Source organism: Endozoicomonas sp., assembly GCF_051008435.1.
In the GTDB taxonomy this organism is placed as follows: Bacteria; Pseudomonadota; Gammaproteobacteria; order Pseudomonadales; family Endozoicomonadaceae; genus Endozoicomonas_A.
The window spans coordinates 1-7,241 of record NZ_JBPCXO010000500.1 but is presented as its reverse complement, the minus strand read 5'-3'; the positions used below and the strand labels follow the sequence as shown (position 1 = coordinate 7,241).

Below are 7,241 nucleotides of genomic sequence, written 5' to 3'. Positions count from 1 at the left end.
GTAGTGAGGGTGTTGCACACATGTCTGATCCTTCAGAAATTTTGATCCTTATAAATCAATCGTCTCCTGAAGGCTATTTCTGTTGCAACCCCTCACTTTTCATCAGCCAACCTGTAAAAGCCCCGTTAATATTAGTACCCTGCATACCTGGATATGCCAAGTATCAACGGCCTGATGCCTCCAGCAAGCCCCAGAATAATGATGAGTATATATACGACGAGCTTAAACGTTTACGCAAAGAGAACGCCAAACTGAGAGAAGAGAGGACCCTATTAAAAAAGGTAACCGTCTTCTTTGCCAAGGAGTGTCACTGAGGTTTCAATTGATCAATGACTATCGGGCACCGTTCAACTATGAGCTTGCGCAGAAATTCATAGATCTACCTAACCGCTAAATCCACCAGAATCAGCCGGAATTATCCAGATCACAAAGCTCAACATCTGCCCCTTTGACTCAGAGACCGAAGAATATTGTTTTGGCTTCGCAGACAAGCTCTTTATAATAAGCTTTTATTTCTGATCCAGCTGCTTATATGCCTATTGAACATCCTGATCCTATCTGGGTCCTCGACAGTGAAAGCCTTAACCATTACTGCCAGCAGTGGCTGGAGCTGGATGCCATAGCGCTGGATACAGAATTTATTCGCACAGACACCTTTTACCCTATTCCCGGTTTGATTCAGGTCGGTACCGGTGAAGAGGTATTTCTGGTTGATCCCCTCAGTGTTCAAGACTGGAGTCCTTTTGCCAAAGTTCTCCAGTCCGAATCCGTCGTCAAGGTACTTCATGCCTGCAGTGAAGATCTGGAAGTGTTCAATATTCTGACCGGTTGCCGCCCTGTTGCACTGCTGGACACACAGCTGGCTGCCGCCTACGCAGGACTGGGACATTCATTAAGCTACCAGAATCTTCTGAAAGCCTTGCTTGAAGTTGACCTGCCCAAGGATGCCACCCGCTCAGATTGGCTGCAGCGCCCACTGACTGAGGCCCAGATCAGCTACGCCACACTGGATGTAGTCCATCTGCTGGAAGCTTATGAGTTACTGCTTGGAAAACTGAAGGACAAGCCACAGTTACATTGGGTTAAAGAGGACTGCAGTGCTTTAGTGGTCTCTCCCTTGTTCCCAGAGCCGAGCGAAATCTGGAAAGATGTCAAACGAGCCTGGCAACTACGACCTCAACAATTGGCAGTTTTACAGAAAATTTGTGAGTACCGTGAACTGGAAGCCCGAAAAAGCAACACACCAAGAAACCGGGTCATTCCCAAGGGAAGTCTGTGGGCGATTGCCCGCTTTATGCCTGACAATGCACGCTCTCTCTCTTCTATCCAGGATATGAAACCCAAGACTCTGAGAAAATATGGCGACATCATCCTGAACCTGGTCCAGCAAGCCAAAGACAGCCCACAAGCCAACTATCCAGACAAACTCCCTGCCCCTCTGCCAAAAGTCGCCCGGGACTATGGCAAGCTGATCAAGGCCTGGGTCCATAACAAATCAGACGAGTTGAACGTTCCAGTGGAATTGCTCTTCCCTGGAAAAATGTCTAATGCGCTTTTACGACAGTGGCAGGACAGTGGTCGCTTTTCCGTACCCGACAGTATCAAAGGTTGGCGTCAGCAGGAAATTGCTGAACCATTAATTCTTGTACTGAAAGAATACAAAACCGACCAGAGGTGATGACGACGACTCGTTGTTCATCACCTCTGGCTCTGAGAAATTTTCAAGATAGTATTGATATTATGTCTAAAATTCTTGTCTCCATCTTCAAAAGCAGCAAACGCAATGAGATGTACCTGTACGTCGAAAAACGCGATCAGCTGGAAAAAATCCCTGAAGCTCTCCATCTGGCTTTCGGCAAAGCCACTCATGTTATGGACATGCTGCTAACCTCTGAGCGCAAACTGGCCAGAGTGGATACCGAAAAGGTAATGTCCGAGATTCAGGAAAAGGGTTTTTACTTACAGATGCCCCCGGCTGAAGAAGACTATATTCAGCACCTTCCTGAAGAACTATTGAGCTTTAATGACCCGCTATGAGAACGCCTTTCTGGCAGACCAAAGCCTTAAAACAGATGACCCCCGAAGAGTGGGAAAGTCTCTGCGATGGCTGCGGTCGCTGTTGCCTGCAAAAGCTGGAAGATGAAGAGACAGGAGAGGTTCATAACACCTCTCTGGCTTGCCAACTGTTGGATATCGCCAGTTGTCAGTGCTCAGACTATGAACACCGCAAGGAAAAGGTACCTGAGTGTCTGAAGCTATCGGTGAGTGATATACCTCATTTTCACTGGTTACCAGAAACTTGTGCCTATCGACTGCTGGCCGAAGGCAAGCCCCTCTTCGATTGGCACCCTCTGATATCAGGACGCCCTGACAGCATTCACCAGGCAGGCATCTCAGTCAGGGCCTTTGCACAGTCAGAAACAACTGTTCCTGAAGAAGATTGGGAAGATTATATTATCCCTCTGCATAATATCGACCACTAAGTTCGGCAGGCTCCTATCCCTGCCAGCTTGCAACAAAGTCATCAGGGTTGAGTTCTTCCACTTTCTTTTTGGGACCTGAGGGGGTTCCCAGATAAATAAACCCTAGGAGCCTGTCGGACTTATGCTTTCGAGCATAAATTTCAGTAGAACGAGTCGAATTATTCGATGGATTCGTGAGAATAGTTGACCTATTTAATCGAATTCTTCGAATAATTGGGCCGTTCTTTCTGGAATTTAGGCCGAAATAGTCTTAAGTCCGACAGGCTCCTAGTAGTCGTTCATTCTCGCCAAGGCCCAATTCTCTCGCCGTGTTCGGATGATAGGTCACCGCACCGGTTCTCCACATAGCACCTACCCCCTGGGCATAAGCGGCATGCAGAATATTCTGAGCGGCAGCACCCAATGACAGATACTGTTCGAGCTCAGGCACTTTTGGGTGTTCCTGCAGTTTACAAATCAGTGCTACCAAAACAGGGGCTCGCAAAGGTAATCCCTTAAAGCGTTCAATGGCTTCAGGTGCCAGATCTGGCTGCTCTTCCTGAGCAGAGCGTGCAAAAAGCTCTCCCAGTTTGATTCGAGCCTCTCCGGAAATTGTTAAAAATCGCCAGGGTCTTAATCTGGCATGATCCGGGGCTCTGAGTGCCGCTTTAAAGATAACGTCCAATTGTTCATTGCTGGGAGCCGGATCGGTCTGCACCGGATGTGAGACGCGTTGAGTCAACCACTCCAGAGGCCGATATTGATTGTCCATATACGATTAACCCTCAAAAGTTCCTGAACCGGGAACATCCGACAGCGGATGCCTATGAGTCTGTAGCAAGAGAAAAACCATGAATTTTTATTCGCTTTCAAAACAACGAAATCTTTTTCCGGTTACCTTAGCAGATTCATACTGCGATGGGGGCTGATGAAACCTTATCTTCTCCTGCTCTTACTGCCACCAGCAATCAGGTGGTTTTCCAGTGAAGAATGATAGTGTTATAGTCAGTACTTCTGACAAAGACCTGTCTGGGACGACAGGGTGTTCCCGCCATCCACAAACATGGGTATGATGGTCAAACCCGCCTGAACTGAACTTTTCAAGGCATTACAATAAGAAAGCATCCATGAGTGAGAAGTGCTCCAATCCCAATGACCCCGGGCATCTCCATGGAAAAAGAAGTGCCAGGAGTGCGATGGCAAAGCAAGCGATCTTCAGCAGTCTGAACAGTCCTGTCAGCAGAGATTATCAGGCCAGGGTTCTGGCTTATACTCTGGTCGCCCTGAGCATCGGCTTTGGGGTATACAAGGACACGCTCCCCAACCATATGGTGTTTTTCGGGGTTTATGCTGCTGTCTATCCCCACATCGCTACTTTACTGCTTTTCTTCCTGAATCAGCTTTACCCCAAGCAAGACAAAGTCGCCTCACTGGTGGCTGATTCCCTGAATTCCGGGGTCTTTCTTATTGCAGCGGGCCTGCCGCCCATAGAATCCATGATGTTCAGTATGATTCTGATGTGCAGCGGAATCATCCGCTATGGCCTGGTCTCGCTGGCGGCCATTCCGGTTTTGATGCTGGCTTCTGGAGGGGTCACTTACTTCCTCCTGCCTCAGCCTCTGATGAAGCCAATGCCGTTAAACGTTACGGTGGTAGCGGCTCTCTCGGTCATGATCTACATGTTCTACCTTGCCTGGATCATACGACAGAAACACAAGGTTTTCGTCGATCTCAGGGACAAGGCCAGAGCTCAGCAACGACGATATACGATTCTGGCCAGCAGTCTGACCAAATACCTGTCCCCTCAGGTCTGGCACTCTATTTTCGTGGGTCGGAAAAGTGCAAAACTGGAAAGTCAGAGAAAAAAGCTGACGGTTTTCTTCTCCGACATAAAAGGTTTTACCGAACTGTCTGAGGAACTCGAGCCCGAAGCCCTGACCGACATGCTGAACCAGTACCTGACTGAAATGTCGAAAATAGCCCTGAAATACGGTGGGACCATTGACAAGTTTGTCGGTGACAGCATCATGATTTTCTTCGGAGATCCACGAACCCGGGGGCCTAAAAAAGACGCTCTGGCGGCAGTATCAATGGCTATTGCCATGCGCCGTCATATGAAAGTTCTCCGTCACCAATGGCGCAAACAGGGTATTGAGCGGCCGCTCGAAATTCGTATGGGGATCAACACGGGTTATTGTACGGTAGGTAATTTTGGTGCCGAGAATCGAATGGATTACACCTTGATCGGTAAGGAAGTAAACCTGGCCAGTCGCCTGGAAAGTCAGGCCGACGCCAACCAGATACTGATCTCACATGAAACCTGGTCTCTGGTTAAGGACATCATTCTCTGCCAGTCCGTAGGAGTGCTTAGAGTTAAAGGCTTCAGCCGTTCCGTTCCCTGCTACCGGGTTCTCGACTTCCGTCGCAATCTAGGTCAGAAACAGAGTTATATGGATTTCGAAACCAAAGGATTTTCAATATACGTGGACGGGGACACTATAGATCATAAAGACAGAAAAGAGATCATAAGAAACCTGAAGGTAGCGGCTCAGAAACTCGAACGCGAAATACTGGCAGAAGACGCCTGAACAGCACGCCACCGTGATACCAACAGGACTGAATAACGCTCTTTTTGAGGGCTTATAGTCTTCTGAAAGCCACGCAGGCTTTTCAGAGTCTTTTTTTTCATCATCCCCATTGATTTGCAGAGTGTCCATCCCACTCGCTCCACCCAATCCATTATCTTCCTGTTGAACCGTTTGCCCCTCCTGCTCCGATGGATCTTGATCACTCGTTTCTTCAAATACTGTGAAGACTGCTGGCTCAAGCCCTGAGACAGAGGATAAAAAACCATCAAATGCATTGATCTGAAGATTTCCCTGCTCATTATGGAAAACACTCAGAGTGACCGGAGTGCAGTCGCTGGCTGACACAGGAATATTCGCTTGCACCAACCACACCGGTTGACCCTGCTGATCATGGATCACCTCAACCTGGTGAAACTGAATCAGTAACTGGCCAAAAAGTTCAGGTACGAACAAAAAATCCGTTTGCTGGGGATTGATCAAGCCTCCAGAAGTAAAATGCTGAGACAGCCACATTGCAGGGGTCCCATTGACATTCGCCTGATTCTGACTGTCTACTTGAAACTGGATTTCATTCTCAAACCGCATCATCTGACCAGCGCAAAATTCCAGTCCCTTGAGTGCTTTGAAATTAGCCTGACGAGGCCATCCCTGCCTCTTGAGTAATACAGTAGAAAGCCGCTCTGCGGGACTACCTCCCCTCAAAGCACGCCTATCCAGTGCCATGCACTGGTTCTGCCATTCGACTGTGAAGGTTCTGGTTGTCGCCAGGTTGGATAAATGCGTTGTGTAGGTTCTTGCTGCTAACGCAGACGTACAACACAACAGAGCAAGAAGTGCTAAAACAAAACCAAACTTTCTACAGAGGAACAGCACCGGGAACAAATCATTCTTTTTCACAAGTAAAGAATAGACTAATCCCGGCGTGTAAATGGGGGAATTTTACTGTCTGATCAGACGCAAATCGTCTTGCTCTGCCTGATCAGTGCTGCGCCATGGATTAATATCCAGTCCTCCCCGGCGAACATAACGGGCATAAACGGTCAGAGACTCCATTTTGAATCGAGCCTGAATTTCAGTGAACACTCTCTCTACACACTGCTCATGAAATTCCTGGTGCCCTCTGAATGAACAGATAAACCGCAGAAAAGATTCATGACTAATAGCTTCACCATTGTACCGAACAACCACTGTCCCCCAGTCCGGCTGACCGGTAACAGGACAGTTGGACTTCAGCAAATGAGAGTGGATTGTTTCTTCTCTGACGCCTTCGGCCTTTTGCAATAAATCAGGGCTGTAGTCATAACAATCAATGGCGACATCCAACTCATCCACACCGCTGCCTGGAGCCGGTTTGAATCCGAAGGTTTCCATCTCAGCCACGGTCATCAGCTTCACTTTAACCGGAGCGCCAGCAGCTTGACTGAGGTCTTTTTCCATAACAGCCTGAACCTGTTCCACCGACTCAAATTGAGTCTGGTTAAATGAGTTCAGATAAAGCTTGAATGACTTGGATTCGACCAGACTAGGGGAGTTACAAGGCAGCTCGAAGCGCCCGATCATGGCCAGAGGCTTGCCCTTCCTGTCCAGCCAGGACAGCTCATAACCAAACCAGACATCGCTGCCCACAAAAGGTAGATTTTCCGGATCTAACCCCAGCTCCAACTGCTTCTCCTTTCGGGGAATAGGGAACAAAAGTTCCGGATTGTACTCAGCCTGGTACTCACTGTTTTTCCCCAGTGGGGAAGCATTCACTAATTCACTCATAATTTCACTCTGACATAATCCTGTCTGACCCCATCCAGGTCAGACTACTTCAGAAATCAGCACCCTCAGGAAATTTTGACTATTTTGTACCCTGAATTGTGGATCGCAAAACTGTGGGATGATACGCAGATGAAGCATAGGCTGCCAGAGCCTGAAGAGCTTCAAGGATAAAAATTTATGGCTCTTCAGGGGTATCTGTGGGTAGGAATGAACAATTTCGAGGATAAAAGGGCATCGACAGCTGACTTTTGATAGTTTTTGTTGAAGGACAAAAAACAACAAAAGCCGCCGCCGATGCTCATAAAAACTATCCTCAATAAATGCCATAAACTCAAGTCATTTGTTTACGAAAAGGTTGAACTTGGTTTCTATCAAGGCTCCGAAGTCTTCAACGTCACTGTTATTCCCCGTAAGAATGGACAGGCTA

7 protein-coding genes and 1 pseudogene are annotated in these 7,241 nt (G+C 47.9%); 5 read left to right on the top strand and 3 right to left on the bottom strand.

Annotated elements, in window-relative coordinates:
* The 4 genes and pseudogenes from ACR2PX_RS24910 to ACR2PX_RS24895 all read left to right on the top strand — a co-directional run.
* Positions 1-314 (top strand): annotated as a pseudogene (locus ACR2PX_RS24910) (hypothetical protein); the annotation flags it as partial.
* Between the two features lie 218 nt (positions 315-532).
* Positions 533-1,678 carry a ribonuclease D gene (gene rnd, locus ACR2PX_RS24905; RefSeq protein WP_434002053.1) on the top strand — a complete coding sequence of 382 codons (1,146 nt, stop codon included), beginning with the start codon at positions 533-535 and terminating at the stop codon, positions 1,676-1,678.
* A gap of 62 nt (positions 1,679-1,740) precedes the next feature.
* Positions 1,741-2,037, top strand: coding sequence for a YcgL domain-containing protein (locus tag ACR2PX_RS24900; RefSeq protein ID WP_434002052.1), 297 nt, complete (start codon positions 1,741-1,743; stop codon positions 2,035-2,037).
* Positions 2,034-2,483, top strand: coding sequence for a YcgN family cysteine cluster protein (locus tag ACR2PX_RS24895; protein ID WP_434002051.1), 450 nt, complete (start codon positions 2,034-2,036; stop codon positions 2,481-2,483). The genes ACR2PX_RS24900 and ACR2PX_RS24895 overlap by 4 nt, the downstream gene beginning before the upstream one ends.
* Positions 2,484-2,733: 250 nt before the next feature.
* On the opposite strand, the gene ACR2PX_RS24890 is transcribed toward ACR2PX_RS24895, so the two are convergent.
* Complete coding sequence (locus ACR2PX_RS24890) at positions 2,734-3,234, bottom strand: nitroreductase family protein (protein WP_434002050.1); 501 nt, start codon at positions 3,232-3,234, stop codon at positions 2,734-2,736.
* Between the two features lie 355 nt (positions 3,235-3,589).
* Between ACR2PX_RS24890 and ACR2PX_RS24885 the strand changes: the two genes are divergently transcribed.
* Positions 3,590-5,050 carry an adenylate/guanylate cyclase domain-containing protein gene (locus tag ACR2PX_RS24885; RefSeq protein ID WP_434002049.1) on the top strand — a complete coding sequence of 487 codons (1,461 nt, stop codon included), beginning with the start codon at positions 3,590-3,592 and terminating at the stop codon, positions 5,048-5,050.
* Here ACR2PX_RS24885 and ACR2PX_RS24880 read toward each other — a convergent pair.
* Positions 4,937-5,773, bottom strand: coding sequence for a hypothetical protein (locus ACR2PX_RS24880; RefSeq protein WP_434002048.1), 837 nt, complete (start codon positions 5,771-5,773; stop codon positions 4,937-4,939). The genes ACR2PX_RS24885 and ACR2PX_RS24880 overlap by 114 nt on opposite strands.
* A gap of 216 nt (positions 5,774-5,989) precedes the next feature.
* Positions 5,990-6,814 (bottom strand): NADPH-dependent 7-cyano-7-deazaguanine reductase QueF, encoded by an 825-nt coding sequence (gene queF / locus ACR2PX_RS24875; protein ID WP_434002047.1) that lies wholly within the window; start codon positions 6,812-6,814, stop codon positions 5,990-5,992.
* Positions 6,815-7,241: the final 427 nt, after the last annotated feature.

Coding starts and splice junctions, on each gene's coding strand:
- ACR2PX_RS24895 (WP_434002051.1), top strand. CDS start 2,034: ATGAGAACGCCTTTCTGGCAGACCAAAGCCTTAAAACAGATGACCCCC.
- ACR2PX_RS24880 (WP_434002048.1), bottom strand. CDS start 5,773: ATGGCACTGGATAGGCGTGCTTTGAGGGGAGGTAGTCCCGCAGAGCGG.
- ACR2PX_RS24885 (WP_434002049.1), top strand. CDS start 3,590: ATGAGTGAGAAGTGCTCCAATCCCAATGACCCCGGGCATCTCCATGGA.
- ACR2PX_RS24900 (WP_434002052.1), top strand. CDS start 1,741: ATGTCTAAAATTCTTGTCTCCATCTTCAAAAGCAGCAAACGCAATGAG.
- rnd (WP_434002053.1), top strand. CDS start 533: ATGCCTATTGAACATCCTGATCCTATCTGGGTCCTCGACAGTGAAAGC.
- queF (WP_434002047.1), bottom strand. CDS start 6,814: ATGAGTGAATTAGTGAATGCTTCCCCACTGGGGAAAAACAGTGAGTAC.
- ACR2PX_RS24890 (WP_434002050.1), bottom strand. CDS start 3,234: ATGGACAATCAATATCGGCCTCTGGAGTGGTTGACTCAACGCGTCTCA.